Origin of the sequence: Pseudomonas sp. FW305-25, from assembly GCF_017351415.1 — a bacterium.
Lineage (GTDB): Bacteria > Pseudomonadota > Gammaproteobacteria > Pseudomonadales > Pseudomonadaceae > Aquipseudomonas > Aquipseudomonas chlororaphis.
On record NZ_JACNDE010000012.1, the window covers coordinates 135,119 to 161,664 of the forward strand.

Below are 26,546 nucleotides of genomic sequence, written 5' to 3' on the forward strand. Positions count from 1 at the left end.
CCTGGCATCGCCCACCGTGATGCCGTTGGATGGATCAGGCCGGTCTCCGGGCTTGTGAGTGGCTGGAATGCCCAACTGCGCGCCTTCCCATGTCGACAGTCGACACAGTGGCATCAGGCGCAGTCTTGACTCACTTACCGTTGCGGGGGCAGCGCCGGAATCGTCGTGCGTGCGCCTTCGGCACGCGTACTCACCGGCTTCCCTGTTTCACTCTGTCGACCCAAGGCCACAGAGCACCTGAAACAAGTCGCGAAGGTTAGAGGGTTGGGGGTGGAGCGTCAATTAAAGCCCCGCAGATCGGCGAATGCTGCATATCGGAAAAATGACGCCAATCTTGTGCCACACTCAGTGCAGTGATATCAAATAGCCATAATCGCGTTAAAAAACTCCAATATCTCAACAATAATAGGAAAAGTCCTATGCAAGGCATGATCATCAGCAATCCGAAACTGGAATTCCTGCGCCCTGCCCTGGAACGCTGGTTCGATTGCATCGACCGCTACAACGCCGTGCGCGGCGATAACGAAAGCCCGTACTGGTTCGACGAAAAAGCCAACCTGGGAATGCTCTCGGCGGCAGCCTGGATGGCGGAGATGGTCACCCTGGAACACGCACCGAGCAAAAAACAGCTCGAGGACGGCGACCGCAACGGCCGCACCGACCTGTACATCGCCACGCAGGAGGAACGCGTCTACATCCAGACCACCCAGCGCTGGCCCCGGGTCAACAGCCTGCACCTGACCCAACCGTTGCTGGATGTCGCCAGCGACGCGAAAAAAGCCAGCTACCCCAGCGACCTGAAACTCGGCTGCCTGTTCGTCACGCCCCAGAAAACCCAGCACAGCGCCACCCCGGAAGAACTGCAGGACATGGTCGACGACCTGCAAAAGGAACATTGCTGCGCCGTGGCCTGGTACTTCCCCTACGCGTACCGCAAATTGCGCAATGAAGCCGGCAACTATCACCCCGGCGTTGCCGTGCTGTTCAAGGAAGCGCGCTGAACGGGTTGAACCATCGCCGACCTGTGCTTCTCTATGACTACACCGACGTCGTGCATACATAGGGAAATCAGCATGCTCAAACTTCGATACGCAATCCTTATCGCCGTCGCCGCAGGCCTTGGTGCCTGTGGCGAAACCTCCACCCTCCAGGTCTCCGACGGCACCGGCCCCTCGCCGAAACTCCCCGAACCGAACAAGACCCTGTTCCCGACCGTGAACATCGCGCCCGCGATCGGCTGGCCGCAAGGCGCCAAACCGGTGGCCGCCGCCGGCACCCAGGTCGCCGCATTCGCCGAAGGCCTGGACCATCCGCGCTGGTTGTACGTGCTGCCCAACGGCGACGTACTGGTAGCGGAGACCAACGCCCCACCCTCCCCCGATGACAGCAAGGGTATTCGTGGCTGGATAGCCAGCAAGATCATGAGCCGCGCCGGGGCCGGCGTGCCCAGCCCGAACCGCATCACCCTGCTGCGGGACAAGGATCACGATGGCGTGGCGGAAACCCGCACGGTATTCCTGGAAAACCTCAACTCGCCGTTCGGCATGGTCCTGGTGGGCAATGACCTGTACGTCGCCGACACCGATCGCCTGCTGCGCTTCCCCTACAAGGACGGCGACACCAGGATCAGCGCCCAGCCGACCAAGGTGGTGGACCTGCCTGGCGGCAAGCTGAACCACCACTGGACCAAAAACGTGATTGCCAGCAAGGACGGCAGCAAGCTGTACGTCACGGTCGGCTCCAACAGCAACGTCGGCGAAAACGGCATGGACCAGGAAGAAGGCCGTGCCGCCATCTGGGAAGTCGACCGCGCGAGCGGCAAGCAACGGATTTTCGCCTCCGGCCTGCGCAACCCCAACGGCATGGCCTGGGAGCCGCAAAGCGGTCAGTTGTGGACCGCGGTCAACGAGCGCGACGAGATCGGCAGCGACCTGGTGCCGGACTACATCACCTCGGTCAAGGACGGCGCCTTCTATGGCTGGCCATTCAGCTATTACGGCCAGCATGTGGACGTACGAGTCACTCCGCAGAACCCGGACCTGGTGGCCAAGGCCATCGCCCCGGATTATGCCGTCGGCCCGCATACCGCCTCCCTGGGCCTGGCATTCGCCGAAGGCAGCAAGCTGCCGGCGCCGTTCACCCAAGGCGTGTTCATCGGCCAGCATGGCTCGTGGAACCGCAAGCCCCACAGCGGCTACAAAGTGATCTTCGTACCCTTCGCCAACGGCAAGCCGGTAGGCCAACCGGTGGACGTGCTGACCGGCTTCCTCAACGCCGACGAGAAAGCCATGGGGCGCCCGGTCGGCGTAGTGATCGACAAGCAAGGGGATCTGCTGGTAGCCGATGATGTCGGCAACAAGGTCTGGCGCGTGTCAGCAGCCAAGGCGCAATAGGTTCAGCGCTTGCGGCACAGGGTCAAGCCGTCCCCCAGGGGCAGCAGCGACAGGTCGACACGCGGGTCATCCTTCAAGGCGCGATTGAGTGCCTGGATGGCCCGGGTGTCTTCACTCTGGGGATTTTCCTCCAGCACCCGACCGCTCCACAGCGTGTTATCGAACACCGCCAACCCGCCCACGCGTAGCAGGCGCAGGGCACTTTCCAGATAAGCCGGGTAATTGGCCTTGTCGGCGTCGATGAAGATCAGGTCGAAACCACCCTCGCCTTCCTCCTGCTCGATCCTGGCCAAGGTATCCAGGGCCGGTGCCAGGCGTAACTCGATCCGTCCGGCGACACCTGCTTCCTGCCAGTAACGGCGCGCGGTGGCGTTGTAGTCGCCCGGGATGTCACAGCAGATCAGTTGACCATCCTCCGGCAAGGCCGCGGCCATGGACAAGGCGCTGTAGCCGGTGAAGGTCCCCACCTCCAGCGCACGCCGGGCACCGATCAGCTTGATCAGCAACGCCAGGAACTGCCCCTGCTCGGGCGCTACCTGCCAGCGCGCCATGGGCAGCGCCTGGGTTTCGTCACGCAGACGGCGCAGCAGCGGCGTTTCGCGCAGGGAAACGTCGAGCAGGTAGTGATAGAGGGCGTCGTCGAGGTTGAGGGTACGAGCGGTCATGGCAACCTCGACGCAGAGACAGGACTAAGGATTGTGCGCCAGATGCTCTGGCTGCAGCACGCGCTTGGCGCTCAGGTAGGCTTTTTGCCAATAGGCCTTGGACAGGCTATCTAGCTTCACCGTGCCGCCGGTGGCCGGCGCATGGACGAAGCGGCCTTCGCCGACATAGATGCCCGCATGGCTGACCTGGGAACCGCCATTGGTGGCAAAAAATATCAGGTCGCCGGTCTGCAAGGCGTTCTTGCCGACATTCGGTGCCCGCATGCCGATCATTTCGCGGGTCGAGCGCGGCAGCGAGATACCGGCTGCGTCGCGATAGACGTAGCCGATCAGGCCACTGCAATCGAAACCGGAGTCGGGCGTGTTGCCGCCCCAGCGATAAGGCGTGCCCACCAGGCCCAACGCACGAAACAGCACGTCTTCGGCAGCCGGCGAGAAGGTCTGGGGAGTGTTGAATACGGGAGCACGTACCACGGGCGCGGGTGGCGGGGTACGACTGGCGCACGCGCTGAGCAGCGCGGCGAGAACGATCAATGCAAGGCGGGCCGACGTCGACATATGCAGAACAATCCTGATCTGGATGCGGCTTTCTCTGCCGTGAGGCCGAAAACAAAACCGCGTAAGCAGGGCTTACGCGGTTAGTTTTCAACAATAGATCAGGATTCTAGCGTCTACGCGCCAAACTTCAAGTAAGACTTTAACTTCACCTTACAAAAAGTCCGCTTACTTGCGTGCGGTGACCACGGTCGGGGCCATGGCGAGGGCGCGCTTGGCTTCGATGAAGGTCTTGCTCCAGTAGCTGTCGCCCAGGCTGTCCACCCGCACGCCACCGCTGCGGCGGCTGCTGGAGTGGATGAACTGGTCATCGCCCAGGTAGATGCCAGCGTGGCTTACGCGACCGCGGCGGCCATTGGTGGCGAAGAACAGCAGATCGCCCGGCTGCAGCTTGTTACGCGCAACCAGCGGAGCATCAACGTTGATCATTTCACGGGTGGAGCGCGGCAGATTCATGCCGGCCTCTTCACGGAACAGGTAGCCGATGAAACCGCTGCAATCGAAACCGGCTTCAGAGGTACCGCCGAAACGGTAACGGGTACCGATCAGGGACATGCCACGTTCGAGAATACTGTCAGCCAGCACTGGCAGCTGGTAAGGCTTGCTGTCAGCGAACTCGGCGAGTTCTTTTTCGGTTGCCAGCTCTTCCTGGAAAATAGCGGAAGACTGGGCTTTTGAAGAGTTTTGAACCTGTTGTTGCTGCTCTTGCTGGCTCACCGGAGAGTGGGTGGCGCAACCGAATAACAGGGTAACGAGTGCAAGAGGCACGAGGGGTGCGAAGCGCTTCAGCATGGGCACGACCGTGGCTTAAAGTTATAAAGAAGCCGCGACTATGCCTTCTATCGCTCTAATTTGCAAATTCAATCGATTGAAATGTGACTTATCAGTTTCTACTCAACATCTAAGGCCTTAAGCCCATTTTAAACGCACGCGCCTCTGGAACCGCTTCCGGATGCGGGTTTCTGGCGCCTGAAATATGCCAAAAAGCCACTACCGCCCGCGATTTTACCAGCCCAGGGTTTCTTTGAGAAAGGGAATGGTCAGCTTGCGCTGAGCCTGCAAGGACGCCTGATCGAGGCGCTCCAGCAGCTCGAACAAGGCGCTCATGCTGCGGGTACCGCGCGTCAGGATAAAGTGCCCGACTTCGTCGGTCAGGTGCAGCCCGCGACGCGAGGCGCGCAATTGCAATGCACGCAGCTTGTCTTCATCCGAGAGCGGGCGCATCTGGAAGATCAGCGCCAGAGTCAGGCGGGATTTGAGGTCCGCCAGCTTCACCGGCAGCTCCCGGGGAGAGGTCGAAGCCGCGATCAACAGGCGCCGGCCGCTGTCACGCAAGCGGTTGAACAGATGAAACAGCGCTTCTTCCCAGTCAGCCTTGCCCGCCACCGCTTGCAAGTCGTCCAGGCAGACCAGTTCGTACTGTTCCAGGTTGTCGAGGATTTCGATGCCGCGGTCCAGCAATTCCGCCAGGGGCAAATAGACCGCTGGCTCCCCCAACTGTTCGAACCGCAGGCAGGCCGCCTGCAGCAAGTGCGTACGCCCTACCCCATCCTTGCCCCAGAGGTAGATCAGGCTTTCGGTCCAGCCGGCGTCGGCTTCGCAAAGCCGCTCGACATAGCCGAGTGCAGCGGCATTGGCGCCTGGGTAGTAGTTGATGAAGGTGGCGTCATCACGCAGACGCACACCTAGGGGCAGCTGAATCGGTTTCATGCTGACTGAACAGTTCCAAACGAACCGTTAGTGGCCTCTGTGTAAAGTTTGCAAAGTTTATACCCGTGACGCCGGGCGCACAATGTAGCAGACCACAAGCAAAATCAAAGGTTTGCGTTAGCCTGATGAAATCACGGGGGTTTCTTTGACGGTGGATGTGACAGCTGTAAACACTCTCGATGGCACCCGCCTGAAACGCAGGCGCCCCGAAAGCATTAACAGTGGACGTTACAACTCGGACTCCTCTACACCGCTATAGATGTCCGAATCCTTGTACAAGTCGTGCACATGGCGCACCAGCACCATGATCACCGCCGCCACCGGCAAGGCCAGCAGGATGCCGGTGAAACCGAACAGCTCGCCACCGGCGAGAATCGCGAAGATCACCGCCACCGGGTGCAGGCCGATCCGGTCGCCCACCAGCAAGGGGGTCAGCACCATACCCTCCAGGGCCTGGCCGACCATGAACACGGCCACGATGCCGATCATCGGGTACAGGTCGCCACCGAACTGGAACAACCCGGCAATCAGCGCCGCGCCGATGCCGATGACAAACCCCATGTACGGCACGATGGCCGCCAGGCCGGCAATCAGACCGATCAACAGCCCCAGTTCCAGCCCGACCAGCATCAGGCCGGCCGCATAGATCATCCCCAGGGCCACCATCACCAGCAGTTGACCACGGACGAACGCCCCCAGCACTTCATGGCATTCCCCCGCCAGCGCCACCACACGCTCCTCGCGATCACGGGGCAACAGGCTGCGGATCTTCGCCATCATCAGGTCCCAGTCGCGCAGCAGGTAAAAGCTGACCACCGGAATCAGCACCAGGTTGGCCAGCCAGCCAATCAGCGCCAGGCTGGAAGCCGTTGCCTGGCTCAGGACCACGCCAACGATATCGGTGGTCTGCCCCATGTGCTCGCTGATCGCCGCCTTGACCTTGTCGAACTTCCAGAAACCATCGGACAAACCCAGCTTGGACTGCGCCCAGGGCATCGCCGTGTGCTGCAGCCAATCGAGCATCTGCGGCGCCAGTTCGTACAGGCGCAGCAGCTGCTTGGCGAGCATAGGCACCAGCACCAGCAACAACGCCATGACGATCAGGGTGAACAGGGCAAATACCGCCACCACGCCCCAGGTGCGCGACAACCCGAGCTTTTCCAGGCGGTCCACCAGCGGATCGAACAGATAGGCCAACAGCAAGGCCACCAGGAACGGCGTCAGGATCGGATGCAACAGGTACACAAATCCACAGAGCAGGACCAACCCACCCAACCAGACCCATCGACGCGTATCAGCCATGAACCACTCCATTGCTTCTATATAAAGAAAGAAAACCTACCAGCGAAACCTCAGTTGCGCGGCCGGTGCAGGCGCAGGTGTCGCGCCTTCGACAGTCGGCTGGACAGGCACAGCGCCCGCCGGGACTTCCTGCAACCGTGCCAGGCTCAGTTGCGCACGCAACTGCTCGGCGCTGCCGCTGACCCGGTACACCGAACGATCACCATCGACACTCTGCAAACGCCCACCGAAGGGCTCGAGCAAACGGCCCAACGCCGCATAGCGCTCCAGGTTCATGCCCTGCACTTCCAGCAACTGCTCGCTGGATGCGCCCGGCTTGACCACGAAACGCGGGGCCAGGCGCTGGCTGACCGCCAACAGCACGGCATCGGCCAAGGCCGGCACATCAGCTCCCTGGACGCTGCCCTGTTCCTTCTGGTCACCCAGCCACAGGCGCCATTTGGCCTGCCACTGACCGCCCTCTTCACTGGCATGCACCGCCAGCAGGGCGTCCGCGCCGTAACGCTCCGACGCGGCGCGCAATGGCGCCGGATCGGAACCTTCGAGATTCGGCGCCGTAGCGACAATCTGCTCATTCAGGTCACCCAGCGGCAAACGCAGCGGCAGGCCGCGATGCAGGGCAGCGCGGCGCAACGGCGTGGCGCTGGCCTGGCCATCGCCCACCAGGCTGGAACCTTCACTGGAGTCGGTCAGCCACCAGCCGAGAATCGACGGGCGATTACTGCCCCACAGCGACAGGCCAGCCTGGCGCAACGCCCGGTCGGTGCTGGCCGGGTCGAAGTCGACCTGCAGGCTTTCGGGAGGACCGGCGTCGTAGCCGTACTGGCTGATGATCTGCTGCGGGTCCTTGCGGATCGCCGCCAGTCCCGGGTTCTGCAAGGCCTTGCTATCACCGGTCAGGCGCAATACCAGGGTTTCCAGGGCCCGCTGGGTGGCCTGGTCGCGCTCGCCAGGGGACTGGCTGCTAACCGGTTCGCGGACCTGATACAGGTTATTGAGGGTTTCGGCATGACTCGCCAGGCTGACCAATGACAAACAGCCCACAAAAAGAAATTTACCCAAACGCATGGAGGATTCCCGACGACAAAAGGCGGCTGGAACAGACCGCATGAACAGGATTGACCCAGGCTGTGACCACAAAGCCTGGGCAAACATTCACCCGGTCGATGGAAGTTTTCGTGCTGTCATAACGACAGCGGGTACAAGGCTATACCTTATACAGCCCCGAGCGGCGCGATCGACACGCGCAATTGCGGTTTTTTTTAAGCGGATATGCCCTGCCCGTCGGCCCGAGGATGGCCGCTACACCTCAAGCCTGATAAAATCGCGCGCCTTCGCAGACCGGCAACAGCCGGGGTCGCTGAAATGATTGCGCGGCATTGCCGCCGCGACTGTTTCAATGGCCTCCCTGGACTCGGTCGATACCCCTGAATCCCCCCTAAAGGCCTGGATCATGAGCAAGCAACCCTCCCTGAGCTACAAAGACGCCGGTGTAGACATCGACGCCGGTGAAGCATTGGTCGAACGCATCAAGAGCGTCGCCAAGCGCACTGCGCGCCCGGAAGTCATGGGCGGCCTGGGCGGTTTCGGCGCCCTCTGCGAAATCCCGGCCGGCTACAAGCAGCCAGTACTGGTCTCCGGTACCGACGGCGTGGGCACCAAGCTGCGCCTGGCACTGAACCTGAACAAACACGACAGCATCGGCCAGGACCTGGTCGCCATGTGCGTCAACGACCTGGTGGTCTGCGGTGCCGAGCCGCTGTTCTTCCTCGACTACTACGCCACCGGCAAACTGAACGTCGACGTTGCCGCCACCGTGGTTACCGGTATCGGTGCCGGCTGCGAACTGGCTGGCTGCTCCCTGGTCGGCGGTGAAACCGCTGAAATGCCCGGCATGTACGAAGGCGAAGACTACGACCTGGCCGGCTTCTGCGTCGGCGTGGTGGAAAAAGCCGAAATCATCGACGGCTCCAAGGTTGCCACCGGCGACGCCCTGCTCGCCCTGCCATCGTCCGGCCCGCACTCCAACGGCTACTCGCTGATCCGCAAGATCATCGAAGTCTCCGGTGCCGATATCGAAACCGTCCAGCTCGACGGCAAGCCGCTGACCGAACTGCTGATGGCCCCGACCCGCATCTACGTCAAGCCACTGCTCAAGCTGATCAAGGACACTGGCGCGGTCAAGGCCATGGCCCACATCACCGGCGGCGGCCTGCTGGATAACATTCCGCGTGTCCTGCCAAAAGGCGCCCAGGCCGTGGTCGACGTGGCCAGCTGGCAGCGCCCGGCGATATTCGACTGGCTGCAAGAGAAAGGCAACGTCGACGAACACGAAATGCACCGCGTGCTGAACTGCGGCGTGGGCATGGTGATCTGCGTGGCTCAAGAGCACGTTGAAAGCGCCCTTAACGTCCTGCGCGAAGCCGGCGAACAACCTTGGGTCATTGGTCAGATCGCTAGCGCCGCCGAAGGCGCTGCCCGGGTCGAGCTGAAAAACCTCAAGGCACATTGATGCAAGAGCCGATGCCAGCCACCTGTGATGTAGTGGTGCTGTTGTCCGGTACCGGCAGCAACTTGCAGGCCCTGATCGACAGTACCCGGGGCGACGACAGCCCGGTACGCATCCGCGCGGTGATTTCCAACCGCGCCGACGCCTACGGCCTGCAACGCGCCCGGGACGCCGGTATCGATACCCGCTCTCTCGATCACAAGGCATTCGAAGGTCGCGAGGCCTTCGATGCCGCGCTGATCGAACTGATCGACGCCTTCCAGCCCAAGCTCGTGGTGCTTGCCGGATTCATGCGCATTCTCAGCGCGGACTTCGTGCGGCACTATCAGGGTCGCCTGCTCAATATCCATCCTTCGCTGCTACCCAAATACAAAGGGTTACACACTCATCAGCGAGCGCTGGAGGCCGGAGACACCGAGCACGGCTGCAGCGTGCACTTTGTGACAGAGGAACTCGATGGCGGACCACTGGTCGTACAGGCAGTGATCCCGGTAGAGTTGCACGACTCGCCGCAAAGCCTGGCGCAGCGGGTCCACGTCCAGGAACACCGGATTTACCCAATGGCCGTACGCTGGTTTGCCGAAGGTCGACTCACACTCGGCGAACAGGGTGCTTTACTGGATGGTCAGTTACTGGCCGCCAGTGGCCACTTGATTCGTAATTAGGAGATTTTATGCGTCGCGCCCTGCTCTTCGCTTGTGCTCTGCTCGCCCTGCCCTTCGCGCAGGCTGCGGACCTTCAACCCTTCTCCGCCAGCTATACCGCCGACTGGAAACAGCTGCCGATGAGCGGTACCGCCGAACGCAGCCTGGAAAAGAAAGGCGACGGCACCTGGAAGCTGAGCTTCAAGGCTTCGATGATGATCGCCAGCCTGACTGAAGAAAGCACCTTGACGCTCGACAAGGACACCCTGCTGCCGCAGTCCTATCACTTCGAGCGCGGCGGCCTGGGCAAAGCCAAGAAGGCCGACCTGGACTTCGACTGGAATGCCAAGATGGTCACCGGCACCGATCGCGGCGATGCAGTCAAGATCCCGCTCAATCGCGGCATGGTCGACAAATCCACCTACCAGCTCGCTCTGCAGCACGATGTAGCCGCCGGCAAGAAAAGCATGAGCTACCAGGTCGTCGATGATGGCGAAGTCGATACCTACGACTTCCGTGTCCTGGGCTCGGAAAAAGTCGACACCAAGGCCGGCCAGATCGACGCGATCAAGGTCGAGCGCGTGCGCGACCCGACACAAAGCAAACGCATCACCGTCATGTGGTTCGCCAAGGACTGGGATTACCTGCTGGTTCGCCTGCAACAGGTCGAAACCGACGGCAAGGAGTACAACATCATGCTCCTGAACGGCACCGTCAACGGCAAGACCGTCAAAGGCAGCTAAGCCGCACGACAATGAAAAAGCCCCGCCGATGCGGGGCTTTTTTTCGCCTGGTGCTTCCATTTAGCCGCTCAAGCACAGCCCTCCTGGCGACCCGGCAGGCTCTCTCGCCGGGCCAAAACACCCAGTACGACAGCCGCCCAACATGAAACTTTTGTCATAAAACTCCGACCCCTGCGACCGAATGCCACAGTTTCCGCGGCCTGCGGGACTGTTTCGAAATCTGCAAAAGATTGTTGCATTTGAAAGCAATTTACTTAGCCAGCTAACAAAATATATAACAGAGTCCTGCACACGCCTTGCTGCAGATCAATAGAGATTGGAGCTAGCAGATGACTGTAAAAGTAACTGAACGCGACGATTCACACATGTCCCATGAAGGCGTAGCCGCAGGTGTACGGATCTGGAACGTGCATCAACAAGACTTGCTGGTGGGAATGTTTCATTCCGAGAGCGATGCCCATAATTACAAGGCCGAACTGGAGAAGCTGGAGCAGAACCGCGCACCGCAAAGCTCCTGACCTCACAACGACTGCCGCGCCTGCCGCCACGCATCGGCAGGCGCTTCAGAAACAACAAACCCCGCTCATGGCGGGGTTTGTTGTTTCTGCGGGTTTACCACATCAGATCGTCAGGGATCTGGTAGGCCGCGTACGGATCGTCCTCGTCCGGCGCCTCGGTCGGCGTGTTGAGCTGAACAATGCGCCGTGGATCGCGCTCCTGGATCTTCAGCGCGGCTTCACGCGGGATGACCTCATAACCGCCGGCATGGTGCACGATGGCCAGCGAGCCGCTGCTCAGCTTGTTGCGCATCAGGGTGTTCACCGACAGGCGCTTGACCTTCTTGTCGTCGACGAAATTGTAGTAATCCTCGGTGGTCAGCTTCGGCAGGCGCGACACTTCGATCAGTTGCTTGATCTGCGCGGCACGGGCCTTCTGCTCGGCCTTCTCCTGCTGCTGGCGGTTGAGTTCCTGGTCGCGCTTGACCTTCTCGGCCTGCGCCTCCTGGGCCAGGCGCGCCTGGGTATCGTCCGCCTCGACCTGGCCTTTATGGACTAGGCGTTGCTGCTTCTGTTTCTCTTTGCTGACCTGTTTGGCCTGCTTTTGGTTGACCAGCCCTGCTTTGAGCAACTGGTCGCGAAGGGAAAGGCTCATTGGTGCTCACTCACTTAGGCAACAGCCTCAGCCACAGCTGGGCAAATTCTTTTCCTGACGTTTGGCTTCGCCCCACAAGGCGTCCAACTCTTCGAGGGTGCAATCTTCCATGGGTCGGCGGGTATCGCGCAATGCCTGCTCGATAAATCGGAAGCGTCGCTCGAACTTGGCATTGGCGCCACGCAGGGTGGTTTCCGGATCGACCTTCAGATGTCGGGCCAGGTTGACCACGGCGAACAGCAAGTCGCCCACCTCGTCGGCGATCGCCTGCGGGTCATTCTCGGACATGGCTTCGAGCACTTCATCGAGCTCTTCGCGGATCTTGTCCACCACCGGCAAGGCGTCCGGCCAGTCAAAACCGACCTGTGCCGCGCGTTTTTGCAGCTTGGCCGAACGAGACAGCGCCGGCAGCGCCGTGGGCACATCGTCGAGCAAGGACAACTGCAAAGGCTGCGCCGACTTCTCGGCACGCTCCTCGGCCTTGATCTCTTCCCAGCGCTGCTTGACCTGTTCTTCATCCAGCCGCGGAATATCCAGCGGCGCGTACAGGTCCCCGGTAGGGAATACATGGGGATGGCGACGGATCAGCTTGCGGGTGATGCTGTCGACCACGCCATCGAACTCGAAACGCCCTTCCTCCCGCGCCAGCTGGCTGTAATACACCACCTGGAACAGCAGATCGCCCAGCTCACCCTGCAAGTGCTCGAAATCGCCCCGCTCGATGGCATCGGCCACTTCGTAGGCTTCTTCCAGGGTGTGGGGGACGATGGTGGCGTAGCTCTGCTTGATATCCCAAGGGCAGCCGTACTGCGGGTCCCGCAGCCGCGCCATCAGGTGCAACAGGTCTTCAAGGCTGTACATCGGTCACTCTCATTGCCAAACCATGTTTTCTGTAGGAGCGAGGCTTGCCCGCGATAGCGGTATGTCAGACAAATCGCCATCGCGGGCAAGCCTCACTCCTACGCTCCGACTTTCAAGGGGTACGGTTACGGCGAGTCTCGATGATGTTCGGCAACTGGGAAATACGCCCCAGCAGCCGCCCCAACGCGTCCAGCCCCGGAATCTCGATGGTCAGGGACATCAGCGCAGTGTTGTCCTCCTTGTTCGAGCGGGTGTTGACCGCCAGCACGTTGATCCGTTCGTTGAGCAGCACCTGGGACACGTCACGCAGCAGGCCGGAGCGGTCGTAGGCGCGAATGATGATGTCCACCGGGTAGGTCTGCACCGGCACCGGGCCCCAGCTGACCTGGATGATCCGCTCCGGCTCGCGGCCGGCCAGTTGCAGCACCGAGGCGCAGTCCTGGCGGTGAATGCTCACCCCACGGCCCTGGGTGATGTAACCGACGATCGCATCCCCCGGCAGCGGCTGGCAGCAGCCGGCCATCTGGGTCAGCAGGTTGCCGACGCCCTGGATCTGGATGTCGCCGCGCTTGCCGGGCTTGTAGCCGGTGGCCTTGCGCGGGATCAGTTCCAGCTGTTCGTTGCCGCGCTCCGGCTCCACCAGTTGCTGAGCCAGGTTGACCAGTTGCGCCAGGCGCAGGTCGCCCGCGCCCAGGGCGGCAAACATGTCCTCGGCGGTTTTCATGTTGGCCTTGTCGGCCAGCTTGTCGAAATCCACCTGCGGCAGGTCGAGGCGATTGAGTTCGCGCTCGAGCAGAGTCTTGCCCGCCGCCACGTTCTGATCCCGCGCCTGCAGCTTGAACCAGTGGACGATCTTCGCCCGCGCCCGCGAGGTGGTGACATAGCCCAGGTTCGGGTTCAGCCAGTCGCGGCTCGGCGTGCCGTGCTTGCTGGTGATGATCTCGACCTGCTCGCCGGTCTGCAGGCTGTAGTTGAGCGGCACAATGCGCCCATTGATCTTCGCACCCCGGCAGTTGTGACCGATCTCGGTGTGCACGCGGTAGGCGAAGTCCAGCGGGGTCGCGCCTTTCGGCAAGTCGATGGCGTGGCCGTCGGGGGTGAAGATGTAGACCCGGTCCGGCTCGATATCCACCCGCAACTGCTCGGCCAGGCCGCCGATATCCCCCAGCTCCTCATGCCACTCGAGCACCTGACGCAGCCAGGAGATTTTCTCTTCGTAGTGGTTGGAACCGGACTTGACGTCGGTGCCCTTGTAGCGCCAGTGGGCGCAGACCCCCAGCTCGGCCTCTTCGTGCATCGCGTGGGTGCGGATCTGCACTTCCAGCACCTTGCCCTCAGGGCCGATGACCGCCGTGTGCAGCGAGCGGTAACCGTTCTCCTTGGGGTTGGCGATGTAGTCGTCGAACTCTTTCGGAATGTGCCGCCACAGGGTGTGGACGATCCCCAGCGCGGTGTAGCAGTCGCGCATTTCCGGGACCAGCACGCGCACCGCGCGCACGTCGTAGATCTGGCTGAACTCCAGGCCCTTGCGCTGCATTTTGCGCCAGATCGAATAGATGTGTTTGGCCCGGCCGCTGATGTCGGCGTCGACGCCGGTGGCCCGCAGTTCGTTCTGCAGCTGGTTCATCACGTCGGAGATGAAACGCTCGCGATCAAGGCGCCGCTCGTGCAGCAACTTGGCGATCTGCTTGTACTGCTCAGGCTCCAGGTAGCGGAAGGACAGGTCCTCCAGCTCCCATTTGATATGGCCGATACCGAGGCGATGCGCCAGCGGTGCATAGATGTCGAAGACTTCCCGGGCAACGCGGTTGCGCTTCTCGTCGTCGGCGTTTTTCACCGCCCTGATCGCGCAGGTCCGCTCGGCCAGCTTGATCAGCGCCACGCGCACGTCATCGACCATCGCCACCAGCATCTTGCGCAGGTTTTCCACCTGGGCCTGGGTGCCGAGCACGAGGGATTGGCGGGGGCTGAGGCTGGCGCTGATCGCCGCCATGCGCAGCACGCCGTCGATCAGTTTGGCCACCACCGGGCCGAAGCGCTGGCTGACGGCCGGCAGCGGGATCTGGCCTTCCCGGACGCCACGATAAAGCACCGCGGCCACCAGCGAATCCTGATCCAGCTTGAGGTCGGCGAGGATCTCCGCGATCTCCAGGCCAGTGCTGAAACTCGACATGTCCTCGCCGCTGAGATTCTTCGCCGCGATGTGTTGTTGCTCTGCCTCACGAGCGAACTCGCAGGCTTCTTTCAAGGCTTCACGGTCCAGTGCCATGTCGACGCTGACCGCATGATCGAGCCACGCCTCGAGATTGATACTGCCGTCGGTGTTGATCGGCTGGTGCGCTCTCACCTGTACCATCTTGCTTTACCTTCCCTACGACGCACATTCAATGCGTCAAATCGCTGACCTTCACTGCCAGTATTTCCTCGCTGGGCCGGCGAGTGCTGCCTGACGGGCCAACGGATTAGACGAGCCATCCTAGCTCGCTTCAAATAACGCCATGGCCTCGACATGTGCCGTCTGAGGAAACATATCGAGGATCCCGGCACGTTTTAACCGGTAGCCCTGTCTGACCAGTTCGACTGTGTCACGCGCCAGAGTGGCAGGGTTGCATGACACATAAACCAGGCGCTTGGCGCCCAGGCTCGCCAGCTTGCGGACCACCTCGAAAGCCCCGTCCCGAGGTGGGTCCAAGAGTACCGCAGAAAAGCCTTCGCGGGCCCACTCGGCGTCGCTCAGGGGCTGCGATAAATCGGCCTGAAAAAACCGGGTGTTATGCAAATTGTTGCTAGCAGCATTCTGCGCCGCACGCGCGACCATGGTCGCCACCCCTTCGACCGCCACCACTTCCCGAACGTTCTGCGCCAGCGGCAAGGCAAAGTTGCCCAAGCCACAAAACAGGTCCAGCACGCGCTCGTCGGCCTGTGGCGCCAGCCATTCCAGGGCCTGGGCCACCATCGCCTCGTTGACCCCGGCGTTGACCTGGACAAAGTCTCCCGGCCGATAAGCCAGCTGCAGATTCCAGGGCTCCAGGCGATAGCCAAGGGCCTGGTCCGGGTCCACCGGTTGCGGCTCGCCTTCGCCATGCAGCCACAACTGGGCCTCATGGAATGCGCAGAACGCCTGGAGAATCTCCAGGTCGGCCGCGGACAACGGCGCCATATGGCGCAGCAGCACGGCAATCGCCGAACCGCTGAACAACTCCACATGCCCCAGTGCCTGCGGTTTGCTCAGGCGCTGCAGCATGGCCGGCAAGCGGCTCATGATCGGTTGCAAGGGCTGTACCAGCACCGGGCATTCGTCGATGGCGACGATGTCCTGGCTGCCGGCGGCGCGAAAACCCACTTCGAGCTTTTTCGCCTTGGCGTCCCAGCGCACCGCGACCCGCGCCCGGCGCCGGTAGCCGAACTCCGGACCGCTCAAGGGCGCTGCCCATGCCTCTGGCTCGACACCGGCGACCCGCGACAGCTGCTCGGCGAGCATGCGCTGTTTCAGGGCAAGCTGTTCGTCATGGGGCAGATGCTGCACGCTGCAGCCACCGCAACGGCCGGCATGGGCGCATGGCGCCGGGCGCCGCAGATCGCTGGCGCTGAATACCCGCTCGGTACGGGCTTCCACCACTTTGCCGTGGGCGCCCAACACACGCGCCTCGACCTCTTCGCCCGCCAATGCGCCAGCGACGAACCAGGTACGCCCTTCCAGGAAGGCAATGCCGCGACCATCGTTGGCCAGACGCTCGATGGTCAGGCGCTGTTTTTTCCCGACGGGTATCTGCGCAGCCCGGCTGCCGCCCGAAGGCTGGAAGCGCAAGCCTCTGACTGGCTTAGCCATCAGTTGGGCGCATCGAAGATGCCGGTCGACAGGTAACGGTCGCCACGGTCACAGATGATCGCGACAATCACCGCGTTTTCGACTTCGCGGGACAGGCGCAACATCGCCGCCACCGCACCGCCCGAGGACACGCCGCAGAAGATGCCTTCTTCGCGGGCCAGGCGCCGGGTCACGTCTTCGGCTTCGCTTTGCGCCATGTCGACGATGCGATCCACGCGACTGGCCTGGTAGATCTTCGGCAGGTATTCCTGCGGCCAGCGGCGAATGCCGGGAATGGCCGAGCCTTCCATCGGTTGCAGGCCGATGATCTGCACGTTCGGGTTCTGTTCCTTCAGATAACGCGAGGTGCCCATGATGGTGCCGGTGGTGCCCATGGAGCTGACGAAATGGGTGATGGTGCCCTCGGTCTGCCGCCAGATTTCCGGGCCGGTGCCGGTGTAGTGCGCCTCCGGGTTGTCACCGTTGGCGAACTGGTCGAGCACCTTGCCACGACCTTCGGCCTGCATCTTCTCGGCCAGGTCGCGCGCGCCTTCCATGCCCTCTTCCTGGCTGACCAGGATCAGTTCGGCGCCATAGGCGGTCATTGCCGCCTTGCGCTCGGCACTGGAGTTGTCGGGCATGATCAGGATCATCTTGTAGCCCTTGATCGCCGCGGCCATCGCCAGGGCAATCCCGGTGTTGCCCGAGGTCGCTTCGATCAGCGTATCGCCGGGGTGAATCTGCCCACGCAGCTCGGCGCGAGTGATCATCGACAGCGCCGGGCGGTCCTTGACCGAACCCGCCGGGTTATTGCCCTCGAGCTTGAGCAGCAGGGTGTTGCTGGTGACGCCAGGCAGGCGCTGCAAACGGACCAGCGGGGTGTTGCCGACGCAATCGGCGATGGTGGGGTACTGCAAGGTCATGGCGTATTCGCAATCCGGACTGCGGGGGCGACTATCATACCGGCAAACGTTCGCAGGCCATATCACGCAAAGTGAGGGTCTTATGGCTTAACGATATAAGGCAGCGAATCAGCCTCGGGCGAAGGCGCGTCCATCACAACGGCAGCCCGCAGGCGCATGTTCAAACGCAGCCCACGCCCGGTATTTTCCGCCCACAGCTGGCCGCCCTGACGCTGCACGGCGTTGCGCGCGATGCTCAACCCCAGGCCAAAACCGCCATTGCCCGGACGCGAGCCGTCGAGGCGGGTAAAGGGGTCGAAGATCCGCTGCAGATCGGCGTCGGCCACGCCAGGCCCCTCATCCTCCAGCCACAGCAGCCAATGCTCGCCCTGACGCTGGCCGTCCAGCAGCACACGACCGCCCGCGGGCGAATGACGGATGGCATTGCGCAGGATATTTTCCAGGGCCTGGGCCAGGGTATTGAGGTTGCCTCGGACCCAGCATGAAGCGTCCAGCGCACAGTGCAGTTGCGCGCTGGACCAGGCGCTTTCGAAACAGGCGTTTTCCGTGAGCATTTCCCACAGGGCCTGGATCTGGATGTCTTCCTCGGCCAGCGGTGCCCGCTCGGTGTCGAGCCAGGCCAGTTGCAGGGTGTCGTCCACCAGCCGCTGCATGCCATCGACCTCCCGTGCCAGCCGCTCGCGCAGTGCCGGCAGGCTCTGCTCGCCGTCACAGGCGACCCGCAGGCGACTCAGGGGCGTACGCAATTCATGGGAAAGATCGCGCAGCAATTGTTGCTGCAAGGCCACCGTGCCCTGCAGGCGCTCGGACATCTGGTCGAACGCCCGACCCAGCTCGCCCAACTCGTCCTGGCGACTGGTGGTCTGGCTCGACAGCCGCGCATTCAGTTGATCGGCGCGCCAGGCGTTGGCCTGTTCGCGCAGTTGGTTCAGCGGCACCACCAGCAGTCGATACAGCCCGACACACAGCAGCAGGGTGAACAGGCCGGGAATCACCCCATTGGTCAGCACCCGCCAGAACACCCGGTAGCGCCCGGGCATGAAGCGCTGGGGCAACTCGATCACCAGGCTGCCGGCGGACGGGTCGTTGGGAAACGCAATCTTCAGCCAGGGCAAGCCACGGGTATGCCGGCTGACCGGCCAATCCAGGCCGCGCAGGAACGTCAGGTGCTGGCTCTCGGCTTCGCTCAGCGGATAGCTGCTCAGCGATTGCAGGTCGCGGCCGATGACCCCGACCCAATGGCGCTCGCGCTCGGCCATGCCCTGCAGCCAGGCATCGACCCCGGCGCTCTGCCCCTGGTTCCAGGCCTGTTCGGCTTCGGCGGCGTAGCCGGTCAGCGTGCCGCGGGCCTCGTCGGAAAGGAACAGGTTCTTCTGTTCCATGTAGCGGCCCCAGGACCAGCTCAGCCAGATCATCAGCAGGCAGAACGCGACCAACAGGCAGGCCAGCTTCCAGAACAGCGAATGCCTGCCGGGCAGCTCAGGCCATTTCATCGACGGCACTCAGCACATAGCCCTTGCCCCAGACCGTACGCACTTCCCGCGCGACATAACCAATGGCCTTGAGTTTGCGGCGGATCTGGCTGATGTGCATGTCCAGGCTGCGATCATGAGGCGCGTAGCCGCGCTGCAGCACATGCTGATAAAGGAAGGGTTTGCTCAGGACCTCGTCGCCGTTGCGGTTGAGCGTCTCCAGCAGGCGGTATTCGCTGCGGGTCAGCCCGGCCCACTGTTGTCCGTAATGCACGTCGCACAGCTCGTCGTCGAAACGCAGGCCCTGGGCTTCCTGCCTGAGCGGCGCCGGGGCCGGCCGACGATCCAGGGCCACGCGCCGCAGGATGGCTTCGATCCGTACCCGCAGCTCGGCCATGCTGAAGGGCTTGGGCAGATAATCGTCGGCCCCCAGGCGAAAACCGCTGATGCGATCGGCCTCGGCTCCCAGCGCCGACATCAGCAGCACCGGCGTGGAATGGCTCTGGCGAAAATGGGTGAGCACCGTCAGCCCGTCCATCCCCGGCAGCAGGATGTCCATCAGCACCACATCGAAAGGTTGCTGGCGAGCCATCGTCAGGCCTTCCTGGCCGTTCTGGCACCAGGTGACATCAAACCCACAACGACCCAATTGCTCATGCACGTAGGCACCGAGCACCAGGTCGTCTTCGATACTCAGGATCCGGGGGTGGCTGACAGATACGGGATTCATTAGCTTCTGCAAGTAATTCTCAGTTGGGCGATTATTCAAGATTGTCCGCGGCCGGGCAACCGACACCGGTCGACAAAGCGCTCGCCAGCCTGCGGCACCTGAGCGGTTCGACGGTTAATTTTGCGAAGATTGCGGCAAAGCAAATGGCTACACTGCGCAGGTGGTGCGCACCGGATGTGCGCAGGGTTCATTCAAAACGGCGTGGTAGCAGGAGAGTTGCGTGCTTAAGAAACTGGGGATCAAAGGCCGCGTGCTGTTACTGACCTTGCTGCCAACCAGCCTGATGGCGTTGGTGCTGGGCGGTTATTTCACCTGGATGCAGCAGTCGGACCTGCAAACCCAGCTTCTGCAACGCGGCGAAATGATCGCCGAGCAACTGGCGCCCCTGGTGGCACCGGCCCTGGCCCACAAGAACATCGCCCTGCTGGAACGCATCGCCACCCAGTCCCTGGAACAGCAGGACGTGCGCGCAGTGACCTTCCTCGCGCCCGACCGCACCCCCTTGGCCCATGCCGGCCCGAGCATGCTCAACCAGGCGCCGACCGGTAACGGCAGCCAGATGCTGCAACGCACCGGCAGCGACGCCACCCGCTATCTGCTGCCGGTGTTCGGCCGCCACCGCAACCTGGCCGGCGACCTGATTCCCGACGAGTCCGACCGCCTGCTCGGCTGGGTCGAGCTGGAGCTGTCCCATAACAGCATGCTGTTGCGCGGCTACCGCAGCCTGTTCGCCAGCCTGCTGCTGATTATCGCCGGGCTGATCTGCACCGGCCTGCTGGCGCTGCGCATGGGGCGCACCATCAACAACCCGCTGAGCCAGATCAAACATGCCGTTACCCAACTCAAGGACGGCAACCTGGAAACCCGCCTGCCCTTGCTCGGCAGCCAGGAGCTGGACGAATTGGCCTCGGGCATCAACCGCATGGCCGGCACCCTGCAGAACGCCCAGGAAGAATTGCAACACAGCATCGACCAGGCCACCGAGGACGTCCGGCAAAACCTGGAAACCATCGAAATCCAGAACATCGAACTGGACCTGGCGCGCAAGGAGGCCCTGGAGGCCAGCCGCATCAAGTCGGAATTCCTGGCCAACATGAGTCACGAGATCCGCACGCCGCTCAACGGTATTCTCGGCTTCACCCACCTGTTGCAGAAAAGCGAACTGACCCCGCGCCAGCTGGATTACCTGGGCACCATCGAAAAGTCCGCCGACAGCCTGCTGGGAATCATCAACGAAATTCTCGACTTCTCGAAAATCGAAGCCGGCAAGCTGGTGCTCGACAGCATTCCGTTCAACCTGCGCGACCTGTTGCAGGACACCCTGACCATCCTCGCCCCGGCCGCCCACGCCAAGCAGCTGGAACTGGTCAGCCTGGTGTATCGCGATACCCCGCTGTCGCTGGTGGGCGACCCGCTGCGTCTCAAGCAGATCCTCACCAACCTGGTGAGCAACGCCATCAAGTTCACCCGCGAAGGCACCATCGTCGCCCGCGCCATGCTCGAAGAAGAACACGAAGACAGCGTGCAACTGCGCATCAGCATTCAGGACACCGGCATCGGCCTGTCGAACCAGGACGTGCGCGCCCTGTTCCAGGCCTTCAGCCAGGCCGACAACTCGCTGTCGCGGCAACCGGGCGGTACCGGCCTTGGGCTGGTGATCTCCAAGCGCCTGATCGAACAGATGGGTGGCGAGATCGGCGTCGACAGCACGCCCGGCGAAGGTTCGGAGTTCTGGATCAGCCTGCGCCTGCCGAAAACCCGCGACGACGCCGAAGACCTGCCCGCCCGCCGCTGCTCGGCAGGCGGATCGCAGTCCTGGAGAACCATGAGCTGGCACGCCAGGCCCTGCAGCATCAACTCGAGGACTGCGGTCTGGAAGTGACGCCGTTCAATACCCTGGAAGCCCTGACCAACGGCGTGACCGGAGTGCACCAGACCGAACAGGCGATCGATCTGGCGGTGCTCGGCATCACCAGCAATGACATGCCGCCGGAACGCCTCAACCAGCACATCTGGGACCTCGAGCACCTGGGCTGCAAAGTACTGGTGCTGTGCCCGACCACCGAACAGACGCTGTTCCATCTGTCGGTGCCCAACCCTCACAGCCAGTTGCAGGCCAAACCGGCCTGCACCCGCAAACTGCGGCGCGCCCTGGCCGATCTGGTCAACCCCAAGGTGGTGCGCAACGAGCCGAGCGAACCGATCGCCAGTCGCCCGCCACGGGTGCTGTGTGTCGATGACAACCCGGCCAACCTGCTGCTGGTGCAGACCCTGCTCGAAGACATGGGCGCCAAGGTGCTCGCGGTCGACAGCGGCTATGCGGCGGTCAAGGCAGTGCAGAACGAATCGTTCGATCTGGTGATGATGGACGTGCAGATGCCCGGCATGGACGGCCGCCAGAGCACCGAGGCGATTCGCCAGTGGGAGAGCGAACGCAACTGCACGCCGCTGCCGGTGATCGCCCTCACCGCCCACGCCATGGCCAACGAAAAACGCGCGCTGCTGCAAAGCGGCATGGACGACTACCTGACCAAGCCCATCAGTGAGCGGCAACTGGCTCAGGTGGTGCTGAAGTGGACCGGTCTGGCCCTGCGCAACCAGGGACCGGAACGCACTGGCGAACCGTCCGGCAACGGCCTCGAGCTGCAAGTGCTGGATCACGACGAAGGTTTGCGCCTGGCCGCCGGCAAGGCGGACCTGGCCGCCGACATGCTGGCGATGCTCCTGGCCTCGCTGGAGGCCGATCGTGAAGCGATTCGCGCCGCCCGTGCCGCCAACGACCACAATGCGCTGATCGAACGGGTCCACCGTCTGCACGGGGCCACCCGCTACTGTGGCGTGCCGCAGTTGCGCGCCGCCTGCCAGCGCAGCGAAACCCTGCTCAAGCAGGAAGACGTCAAGGCATTCGCCGCCCTCGACGAACTCGAACGGGCCATCAACCGCCTGGCCACGGAGGCCCGCATCAACGCCTGACCCAGGGCAACGACAGGTTTGCCCCGAAGGCTCATGCTCGGGGCAACCTCCCACAAGGACGACGCCATGCGCACGATTCTCTTCAGCAGCCAGAACTATGACCGCGACAGCTTCCTCGGCGCCGAGCCGCCGCCGGGTATCGAGCTACAGTTCCAGGCCGCGCGCCTGAGCCTGGACACCGCGGCCCTGGCGGAGCACCACGAGGTGGTCTGCGCTTTTATCAACGACGACCTGAGCGCCCCGGTGCTGGAGCAACTGGCCGCCGGCGGCACGCGCCTGATCGCGCTGCGCTCGGCCGGCTACAACCATGTCGACCTGGCCGCGGCCAAACGCCTGGGCCTGAGCGTGGTCCGGGTCCCGGCCTATTCTCCCCATGCCGTGGCCGAACATGCCGTGGCCCTGATCCTGGCGCTGAACCGCCGCCTGCACCGCGCCTACAACCGCACCCGCGAAGGCGACTTCAGCCTGCACGGCCTGACCGGCTTCGACCTGGTGGGAAAAACCGTCGGCATCGTCGGCACCGGGCAGATCGGCGCGACATTTGCCCGGATCATGGCCGGCTTCGGCTGCCAGTTGCTGGCCCACGATCCCTTCCCCAACCCGCAAGTCGAGGCCCTGGGCGCACGTTACCTGAGCCTGCCGGAGCTGCTGGCCCAGGCGCAGATCGTCAGCCTGCACTGCCCGCTCACCGCCGACAGCAAACACCTGATCAACCGCCAGAGCCTGGCCCGGATGCAACCGGGCGCAATGCTGATCAACACCGGCCGCGGCGGCCTGGTGGATACTCCGGCGCTGATCGAGGCCCTGAAGAACGGCCAGCTGGGCTACCTGGGGCTGGATGTCTACGAAGAGGAGGCGCAGCTGTTCTTCGAGGACCGCTCCGACCTGCCGCTACAGGACGACGTGCTGGCGCGGCTGCTGACCTTCCCCAACGTGATTGTCACCGCCCACCAGGCGTTCCTCACCCGCGAGGCCCTGGCGGCGATCGCCGACACCACCTTGCACAACATCGCCGCCTGGGCCGCCGGCGCGCCCTGCAACCGGGTGGAAGGCTGAGCCGACGGACCGGCGGTAAGCGAAGGTCATCTGCCTGCAACCTGAGATATCGGGGTGCGTGCTAGCATACGCGCCAGATTTGGAGGACCCATGGTCGAACACGATTTCCGCTACAGCCTGATGAACCCGCAACACACCCTGATCGAATGCCGCGCCCTGGTGCCCGGCCGCTATCAGGTCACCGGCAACGGTGGTTCCATCCGCAACGACGACGTGCTGATCGTCACCCTCAAGGGCAGCAAGGACCTGTCGATGCGCCTGACGGTGGAAACCGTGCGGCACCTGATCAACCCGGTCGGCCAGTGGGTCGCCGTGGCCCGTGGTCCGGTATTCGGCGAGCTGGCGATCCATCAGTGGCAGGTCAACTGCGACAGCTGTGCGGCCGAGCTGAGCTTCGAGTTCGCGGTGGACGCCAAGCTGGGCAGCAAGGCGCAAAAGCCCGCGGCCAGCGCGCGGATCGCCGAGCTGGGCTGGATCAGCGAAGGGGAAAAACACCTCTGCCCGAAATGCCAGCGAGCCGCCCAATGAAACGCCTGGCGTTGACCGCCGCGTTCGGCGCCGGCCTGCTGGGTTGCGCGGCGGAGCCGGTGAAACTGCAGCAGGATCGCAGCTACATCCTGGAGTGGATCGGCGAACGTCCGCTGATCGACTACAGCCACCTGACCATCACCCTCGGTGAAGACGGTCGCGCCTACGGCAACGGCGGCTGCAACCACTGGTTTGCGCCCTATACCCTGGACGGCGACAAGCTCAGCTTCGGCAAGGTCGGCAGTACCCGCAAGCTGTGCGCGCCAGCCCTGATGGAGCAGGAACGACGCTTCCTGCAGGCGTTGGAAACCGTCCAGCGCTGGGACATTTCCCCAATCGAGCAAGTGCGCTTCTGGCCGGCCGAAGGCAAGCCGTTGCGCTGGTGGCTCGAGGAAGGTTGATACCGCCCCCTGTAGCCGCTGCCGCAGGCTGCGATAAGGTCCGCAGGACCTTCAGCGATCCCAAGATTGCAACGGCCTTGCAGGCCGATCGCAGCCTGCGGCGGCGGCTACAGATCAATGCCCGCGCAGGGCTTCCAGCTTCGCCATCACGCCCGCCGCAGTCTGTTCGCCCATCAGTTGCTCACGCACCTTGCCCTGGTCATCGATGATGTAGGTCACCGGCAAGCCTTCGCTGCGTGGCAAATCGAAAATCTCCGCCGGGTTCTGCGCCAGCACGGTGAACTTGATCCCCAGTTTTTCACTGGCGCTCTTCAGTTCTTCGCCCTGCACATTATCGAAATTGACCCCCAGCACACTCACCGGCTGGCCCTTGAGCCCTTCGGCCAATGCATTGAGCTCGGGAATCTCGGTGCGGCACGGCCCACACCATTCAGCCCAGTAATTGAGCACCAGCCACTGCTTGTCCACGCGCTCGGCGGCGACTTTCCGGCCATATTGATCGACCCCGTAATCGTTACCGCAGCCGCTCAGCAACAAAGTGCCGATGATCGCCAATGCCGCCGCCAGTTGCCTTGCCATGCCTTGATCCTTGTATTGAAAAAAAACCGTCAAACCCGCTTTCTCGTGCGACCCATCGCCTCGCAAGGTTCAGGACTGCCCGTCGCACAGGTAGAATAGCCGCCACCTTACGCAAGATGCGACCCGCCCATGACCGATCTGACGCTTTATCACAACCCGCGCTGCTCGAAATCCCGCGGTGCGCTGGAACTGCTGGAAGCCCGTGGCCTGACCCCGACCGTGGTCCGCTACCTGGAAACTCCGCTCGAGGCCGCCCAGCTGCAAAGCCTGCTGGGCAAGCTCGGGATCGGCGCCCGCCAGCTGCTGCGCACCGGCGAAGACGAGTACAAGACCCTCAACCTGGCCGACGCCAGCCTCAGCGAAGCGCAGCTGATCGCCTCCATCGCCGCGCACCCGAAACTCATGGAACGGCCGATTCTCGAAGTCGGCGACAAGGCCATCATCGGCCGGCCGCCGGAGAACGTGCTGGAGATCCTGCCTTGAGTACGCCGTACATCCTGGTTCTCTACTACAGCCGCAACGGCTCGACCAACGAGATGGCCCGGCAGATCGCCCGGGGCATCGAACAAGGTGGCATGGAAGCGCGCCTGCGCACCGTGCCGGCGATATCCGCCGACTGCGAGGCCGTAGCCCCGAGCATCCCGGAAGACGGCGCGCTGTACGCCAGCCTCGACGACCTGAAGCACTGCTCCGGCCTGGCTTTGGGCAGTCCGACCCGGTTCGGCAACATGGCCGCGCCGCTGAAGTACTTCCTCGACGGCACCAGCAACCTGTGGCTGACCGGCGCCCTGGTGGGCAAGCCGGCCGGGGTGTTCACCTCCACCGCCAGCCTGCACGGCGGCCAGGAAACCACCCTGCTGTCGATGATGCTGCCGCTGCTGCACCACGGCATGCTGATCACCGGCCTGCCCTACAGCGAGTCGGCCCTGCTGGAAACCCGTGGCGGTGGCACGCCTTACGGGGCCAGCCACCATGCCGGCGCCGACGGCAAGAGCCCGCTGAACGAGCACGAGGTCGCCCTCTGCCGCGCCCTGGGCCTGCGCCTGGCCAAGACTGCCCTGCAACTGGAGAGCAGCCGTGGCTAAAAAGCCGAAGATCCTGCCGGCCATCGAATGGCTGGAGCCGCGCGTACACATCACCCGGGTGCTGAGCCTGATCTGCTTTTTCGGCCTGGTCGGCCTGCTCTGCGGCTACTACCTGTTCGTCGCCGACCTGCACGGCGCCCGGCCCTGGGTGATTCTGCTGATCGAACTGGTGCCGCTGCTGTTGATGGCGCCGGGCATGCTGGTGGGCAGCGCCCGCGGGCATTCCTGGATGTGCTTTGTGGTGAACCTGTATTTCATCAAGGGCGCGCTGGCCGCCTACGACCCGAACCGGCAACTGTTCGGCATCCTGGAAATGCTGGCCAGCCTGGCCGTGTTCTGCTCGGCCCTGCTCTACGTGCGCTGGCGCTTCCAGCTCAACCGCAAGCTGGCGGGCGAAGGCCAGGTCAGCGCCGCCTGACGGCGAGCTATCGCGGGCAGGCCTCACCCCTACAGAGCA

General features: G+C 63.0%; 26 protein-coding genes, 1 pseudogene and 1 riboswitch. Of the genes and pseudogenes, 13 read left to right on the forward strand and 14 right to left on the reverse strand.

The features are described 5' to 3' along the window. Nucleotides 1–19: 19 nt before the first annotated feature. Nucleotides 20–256, reverse strand: a riboswitch (cobalamin riboswitch). A gap of 163 nt (nt 257–419) precedes the next feature. Both J4E58_RS14240 and J4E58_RS14245 read left to right on the forward strand, forming a co-directional pair. Continuing rightward, entirely contained in the window at nt 420–1,001 is a 582-nt protein-coding gene (locus J4E58_RS14240; RefSeq protein ID WP_087092433.1) for a hypothetical protein, read from the forward strand. Nucleotides 1,002–1,073: 72 nt separating this feature from the next. Then, nucleotides 1,074–2,393, forward strand: coding sequence for a sorbosone dehydrogenase family protein (locus tag J4E58_RS14245; protein WP_087092434.1), 1,320 nt, complete (start codon nt 1,074–1,076; stop codon nt 2,391–2,393). Nucleotides 2,394–2,395: 2 nt separating this feature from the next. On the opposite strand, the gene J4E58_RS14250 is transcribed toward J4E58_RS14245, so the two are convergent. The 6 genes from J4E58_RS14250 to J4E58_RS14275 form a co-directional block, all read right to left on the reverse strand. Beyond that, the gene (locus J4E58_RS14250; protein ID WP_087092435.1) at nt 2,396–3,058 is read right to left on the reverse strand and encodes a class I SAM-dependent methyltransferase; all 663 of its coding nucleotides are present in this window, start codon (nt 3,056–3,058) and stop codon (nt 2,396–2,398) included. 24 nt (nt 3,059–3,082) lie between these two features. Continuing rightward, nucleotides 3,083–3,616 carry a C40 family peptidase gene (locus tag J4E58_RS14255; RefSeq protein WP_007927778.1) on the reverse strand — a complete coding sequence of 178 codons (534 nt, stop codon included), beginning with the start codon at nt 3,614–3,616 and terminating at the stop codon, nt 3,083–3,085. Between the two features lie 165 nt (nt 3,617–3,781). Next, nucleotides 3,782–4,405 (reverse strand): C40 family peptidase, encoded by a 624-nt coding sequence (locus J4E58_RS14260; RefSeq protein WP_025805656.1) that lies wholly within the window; start codon nt 4,403–4,405, stop codon nt 3,782–3,784. 213 nt (nt 4,406–4,618) lie between these two features. Continuing rightward, a complete protein-coding gene (gene hda / locus J4E58_RS14265) occupies nt 4,619–5,323 on the reverse strand; it encodes a DnaA regulatory inactivator Hda (protein WP_007898944.1) in 705 nt (234 codons plus the stop codon). Nucleotides 5,324–5,551: 228 nt separating this feature from the next. After that, nucleotides 5,552–6,625, reverse strand: coding sequence for an AI-2E family transporter (locus J4E58_RS14270; protein ID WP_007927776.1), 1,074 nt, complete (start codon nt 6,623–6,625; stop codon nt 5,552–5,554). Nucleotides 6,626–6,661: 36 nt separating this feature from the next. After that, on the reverse strand, nt 6,662–7,693 hold the full coding sequence (locus J4E58_RS14275; protein ID WP_102673055.1) for a DUF2066 domain-containing protein: 1,032 nt from the start codon (nt 7,691–7,693) through the stop codon (nt 6,662–6,664). A 385-nt stretch (nt 7,694–8,078) separates the two neighbouring features. Here J4E58_RS14275 and purM point away from each other — a divergent pair, with 385 nt between their 5' ends. The 4 genes from purM to J4E58_RS14295 all read left to right on the forward strand — a co-directional run bounded on the left by purM (nt 8,079) and on the right by J4E58_RS14295 (nt 11,039). After that, nucleotides 8,079–9,137, forward strand: a complete 1,059-nt coding sequence (gene purM, locus J4E58_RS14280; RefSeq protein ID WP_087092452.1) for a phosphoribosylformylglycinamidine cyclo-ligase — start codon at nt 8,079–8,081, stop codon at nt 9,135–9,137. A gap of 11 nt (nt 9,138–9,148) precedes the next feature. Beyond that, on the forward strand, nt 9,149–9,799 hold the full coding sequence (purN, locus tag J4E58_RS14285) for a phosphoribosylglycinamide formyltransferase (protein WP_087092453.1): 651 nt from the start codon (nt 9,149–9,151) through the stop codon (nt 9,797–9,799). Nucleotides 9,800–9,807: 8 nt separating this feature from the next. Continuing rightward, nucleotides 9,808–10,521 (forward strand): DUF3108 domain-containing protein, encoded by a 714-nt coding sequence (locus J4E58_RS14290; RefSeq protein ID WP_007927772.1) that lies wholly within the window; start codon nt 9,808–9,810, stop codon nt 10,519–10,521. A gap of 329 nt (nt 10,522–10,850) precedes the next feature. Continuing rightward, nucleotides 10,851–11,039 (forward strand): hypothetical protein, encoded by a 189-nt coding sequence (locus J4E58_RS14295; protein WP_087092437.1) that lies wholly within the window; start codon nt 10,851–10,853, stop codon nt 11,037–11,039. A 94-nt stretch (nt 11,040–11,133) separates the two neighbouring features. Here J4E58_RS14295 and J4E58_RS14300 read toward each other — a convergent pair whose 3' ends face one another. The 7 genes from J4E58_RS14300 to J4E58_RS14330 all read right to left on the reverse strand — a co-directional run bounded on the left by J4E58_RS14300 (nt 11,134) and on the right by J4E58_RS14330 (nt 19,467). Further along, nucleotides 11,134–11,673, reverse strand: coding sequence for a DUF2058 domain-containing protein (locus tag J4E58_RS14300; protein ID WP_007927770.1), 540 nt, complete (start codon nt 11,671–11,673; stop codon nt 11,134–11,136). Nucleotides 11,674–11,700: 27 nt separating this feature from the next. Beyond that, nucleotides 11,701–12,534, reverse strand: a complete 834-nt coding sequence (gene mazG, locus J4E58_RS14305; protein ID WP_087092438.1) for a nucleoside triphosphate pyrophosphohydrolase — start codon at nt 12,532–12,534, stop codon at nt 11,701–11,703. A 112-nt stretch (nt 12,535–12,646) separates the two neighbouring features. Further along, on the reverse strand, nt 12,647–14,890 hold the full coding sequence (gene relA, locus J4E58_RS14310) for a GTP diphosphokinase (RefSeq protein WP_007927768.1): 2,244 nt from the start codon (nt 14,888–14,890) through the stop codon (nt 12,647–12,649). A gap of 120 nt (nt 14,891–15,010) precedes the next feature. Continuing rightward, nucleotides 15,011–16,363 carry a 23S rRNA (uracil(1939)-C(5))-methyltransferase RlmD gene (gene rlmD, locus J4E58_RS14315; protein ID WP_007927761.1) on the reverse strand — a complete coding sequence of 451 codons (1,353 nt, stop codon included), beginning with the start codon at nt 16,361–16,363 and terminating at the stop codon, nt 15,011–15,013. After that, nucleotides 16,363–17,265: a cysteine synthase CysM gene (gene cysM, locus J4E58_RS14320; RefSeq protein ID WP_009045119.1), complete on the reverse strand. Its 903-nt coding sequence runs from the start codon at nt 17,263–17,265 to the stop codon at nt 16,363–16,365. Before cysM ends, rlmD begins: the two co-directional genes overlap by 1 nt. An 80-nt stretch (nt 17,266–17,345) precedes the next feature. Further along, the gene (locus J4E58_RS14325; protein ID WP_087092439.1) at nt 17,346–18,758 is read right to left on the reverse strand and encodes a sensor histidine kinase; all 1,413 of its coding nucleotides are present in this window, start codon (nt 18,756–18,758) and stop codon (nt 17,346–17,348) included. Continuing rightward, the gene (locus J4E58_RS14330; protein WP_087092440.1) at nt 18,745–19,467 is read right to left on the reverse strand and encodes a response regulator transcription factor; all 723 of its coding nucleotides are present in this window, start codon (nt 19,465–19,467) and stop codon (nt 18,745–18,747) included. The genes J4E58_RS14325 and J4E58_RS14330 overlap by 14 nt, the downstream gene beginning before the upstream one ends. Before the next feature lie 220 nt (nt 19,468–19,687). Between J4E58_RS14330 and J4E58_RS14335 the strand changes: the two are divergent. The 4 genes and pseudogenes from J4E58_RS14335 (at nt 19,688) to J4E58_RS14350 (ending at nt 24,425) form a co-directional block, all read left to right on the forward strand. Next, nucleotides 19,688–22,440: pseudogene (locus J4E58_RS14335) on the forward strand (response regulator). 66 nt (nt 22,441–22,506) lie between these two features. Then, the gene (locus J4E58_RS14340; protein ID WP_087092441.1) at nt 22,507–23,496 is read left to right on the forward strand and encodes a 2-hydroxyacid dehydrogenase; all 990 of its coding nucleotides are present in this window, start codon (nt 22,507–22,509) and stop codon (nt 23,494–23,496) included. Between the two features lie 90 nt (nt 23,497–23,586). Next, nucleotides 23,587–24,024 (forward strand): hypothetical protein, encoded by a 438-nt coding sequence (locus tag J4E58_RS14345; RefSeq protein ID WP_009050281.1) that lies wholly within the window; start codon nt 23,587–23,589, stop codon nt 24,022–24,024. Further along, on the forward strand, nt 24,021–24,425 hold the full coding sequence (locus J4E58_RS14350; RefSeq protein ID WP_007927741.1) for an META domain-containing protein: 405 nt from the start codon (nt 24,021–24,023) through the stop codon (nt 24,423–24,425). The genes J4E58_RS14345 and J4E58_RS14350 overlap by 4 nt, the downstream gene beginning before the upstream one ends. Nucleotides 24,426–24,539: 114 nt before the next feature. On the opposite strand, the gene J4E58_RS14355 is transcribed toward J4E58_RS14350, so the two are convergent. Further along, complete coding sequence (locus J4E58_RS14355; RefSeq protein WP_007931800.1) at nt 24,540–25,004, reverse strand: TlpA disulfide reductase family protein; 465 nt, start codon at nt 25,002–25,004, stop codon at nt 24,540–24,542. A 129-nt stretch (nt 25,005–25,133) separates the two neighbouring features. Between J4E58_RS14355 and arsC the strand changes: the two genes are divergently transcribed. Genes arsC through J4E58_RS14370 form a run of 3 tightly spaced genes read left to right on the forward strand, consistent with a single transcriptional unit; the run spans nt 25,134 to nt 26,507 of the window. Beyond that, on the forward strand, nt 25,134–25,487 hold the full coding sequence (arsC, locus tag J4E58_RS14360; RefSeq protein WP_087092442.1) for an arsenate reductase (glutaredoxin): 354 nt from the start codon (nt 25,134–25,136) through the stop codon (nt 25,485–25,487). Continuing rightward, nucleotides 25,484–26,089, forward strand: coding sequence for an NAD(P)H:quinone oxidoreductase (wrbA, locus tag J4E58_RS14365; RefSeq protein WP_007931797.1), 606 nt, complete (start codon nt 25,484–25,486; stop codon nt 26,087–26,089). The genes arsC and wrbA overlap by 4 nt, the downstream gene beginning before the upstream one ends. Next, nucleotides 26,082–26,507 (forward strand): DUF2069 domain-containing protein, encoded by a 426-nt coding sequence (locus J4E58_RS14370; protein ID WP_087092443.1) that lies wholly within the window; start codon nt 26,082–26,084, stop codon nt 26,505–26,507. The genes wrbA and J4E58_RS14370 overlap by 8 nt, the downstream gene beginning before the upstream one ends. Nucleotides 26,508–26,546: the final 39 nt, after the last annotated feature.

Coding starts and splice junctions, on each gene's coding strand:
- J4E58_RS14240 (WP_087092433.1), top strand. CDS start 420: ATGCAAGGCATGATCATCAGCAATCCGAAACTGGAATTCCTGCGCCCT.
- J4E58_RS14245 (WP_087092434.1), top strand. CDS start 1,074: ATGCTCAAACTTCGATACGCAATCCTTATCGCCGTCGCCGCAGGCCTT.
- J4E58_RS14250 (WP_087092435.1), bottom strand. CDS start 3,058: ATGACCGCTCGTACCCTCAACCTCGACGACGCCCTCTATCACTACCTG.
- J4E58_RS14255 (WP_007927778.1), bottom strand. CDS start 3,616: ATGTCGACGTCGGCCCGCCTTGCATTGATCGTTCTCGCCGCGCTGCTC.
- J4E58_RS14260 (WP_025805656.1), bottom strand. CDS start 4,405: ATGCTGAAGCGCTTCGCACCCCTCGTGCCTCTTGCACTCGTTACCCTG.
- hda (WP_007898944.1), bottom strand. CDS start 5,323: ATGAAACCGATTCAGCTGCCCCTAGGTGTGCGTCTGCGTGATGACGCC.
- J4E58_RS14270 (WP_007927776.1), bottom strand. CDS start 6,625: ATGGCTGATACGCGTCGATGGGTCTGGTTGGGTGGGTTGGTCCTGCTC.
- J4E58_RS14275 (WP_102673055.1), bottom strand. CDS start 7,693: ATGCGTTTGGGTAAATTTCTTTTTGTGGGCTGTTTGTCATTGGTCAGC.
- purM (WP_087092452.1), top strand. CDS start 8,079: ATGAGCAAGCAACCCTCCCTGAGCTACAAAGACGCCGGTGTAGACATC.
- purN (WP_087092453.1), top strand. CDS start 9,149: ATGCCAGCCACCTGTGATGTAGTGGTGCTGTTGTCCGGTACCGGCAGC.
- J4E58_RS14290 (WP_007927772.1), top strand. CDS start 9,808: ATGCGTCGCGCCCTGCTCTTCGCTTGTGCTCTGCTCGCCCTGCCCTTC.
- J4E58_RS14295 (WP_087092437.1), top strand. CDS start 10,851: ATGACTGTAAAAGTAACTGAACGCGACGATTCACACATGTCCCATGAA.
- J4E58_RS14300 (WP_007927770.1), bottom strand. CDS start 11,673: ATGAGCCTTTCCCTTCGCGACCAGTTGCTCAAAGCAGGGCTGGTCAAC.
- mazG (WP_087092438.1), bottom strand. CDS start 12,534: ATGTACAGCCTTGAAGACCTGTTGCACCTGATGGCGCGGCTGCGGGAC.
- relA (WP_007927768.1), bottom strand. CDS start 14,890: ATGGTACAGGTGAGAGCGCACCAGCCGATCAACACCGACGGCAGTATC.
- rlmD (WP_007927761.1), bottom strand. CDS start 16,363: ATGGCTAAGCCAGTCAGAGGCTTGCGCTTCCAGCCTTCGGGCGGCAGC.
- cysM (WP_009045119.1), bottom strand. CDS start 17,265: ATGACCTTGCAGTACCCCACCATCGCCGATTGCGTCGGCAACACCCCG.
- J4E58_RS14325 (WP_087092439.1), bottom strand. CDS start 18,758: ATGAAATGGCCTGAGCTGCCCGGCAGGCATTCGCTGTTCTGGAAGCTG.
- J4E58_RS14330 (WP_087092440.1), bottom strand. CDS start 19,467: ATGAATCCCGTATCTGTCAGCCACCCCCGGATCCTGAGTATCGAAGAC.
- J4E58_RS14340 (WP_087092441.1), top strand. CDS start 22,507: ATGCGCACGATTCTCTTCAGCAGCCAGAACTATGACCGCGACAGCTTC.
- J4E58_RS14345 (WP_009050281.1), top strand. CDS start 23,587: ATGGTCGAACACGATTTCCGCTACAGCCTGATGAACCCGCAACACACC.
- J4E58_RS14350 (WP_007927741.1), top strand. CDS start 24,021: ATGAAACGCCTGGCGTTGACCGCCGCGTTCGGCGCCGGCCTGCTGGGT.
- J4E58_RS14355 (WP_007931800.1), bottom strand. CDS start 25,004: ATGGCAAGGCAACTGGCGGCGGCATTGGCGATCATCGGCACTTTGTTG.
- arsC (WP_087092442.1), top strand. CDS start 25,134: ATGACCGATCTGACGCTTTATCACAACCCGCGCTGCTCGAAATCCCGC.